Source organism: Paraburkholderia sp. BR10141, from assembly GCF_056155635.1.
In genome coordinates, this window is sequence record NZ_JBMIQH010000141.1 from 1 (window position 1) to 540 (window position 540).

The 540-nt window shown below is 67.2% G+C and carries 1 protein-coding gene; it reads right to left on the reverse strand.

The window, feature by feature from the left end; all coding sequences use genetic code 11:
• A partial coding sequence (locus ACOJB8_RS41210) for an invasin domain 3-containing protein (protein WP_475018009.1) occupies window positions 1–424 on the reverse strand: 424 nt, incomplete at its 3' end.
• Window positions 425–540: the final 116 nt, after the last annotated feature.

Consider the following 540-nt stretch of genomic DNA (forward strand, 5'->3'; position numbering starts at 1 on the left):
GCGCGTTGCCGTTCGCATCCTTGAGCGTGGCCGTCAGCGTCGAGGTGCTGCTGCCATTGGCCGTGATGCTCGTGGGCGAGGCCGTGAGCGTCGAGACGGTCGCCGTGGAGGTATCCGCGACCAACTCAACCGATGCTGTGTTGCTGCCCGCAACCGCCGTCGCTGTGACCGTTGCCGTGCCCGACGTGGTCGAGGTGAGCGTGACCGTGGCCTGGCCGCTGCTATTGGTCGTGCTGGTCGTCGCCGAGAGCGTGCCCAGCGTCGTGCTCCACGTCACCGTCAGGCCTGAGCCGAGCGCGTTGCCGTTCGCATCCTTGAGCGTGGCCGTCAGCGTCGAGGTGCTGCTGCCGTTTGCCGTGATGCTCGTGGGCGAGGCCGTGAGCGTCGAGACAGTTGCTGTCGAGGTGTCTGCGACAAACGTCACCGATGCCGTGTTGCTGCCTGCCGTTGCCGCGGCTGTCACCGTCGCCGTGCCAGCCGTGGTGGACGACGTAAGCGTGATCGTCGCCTGGCCGCTGCTATTGGTCGTGCTGGTCGTGC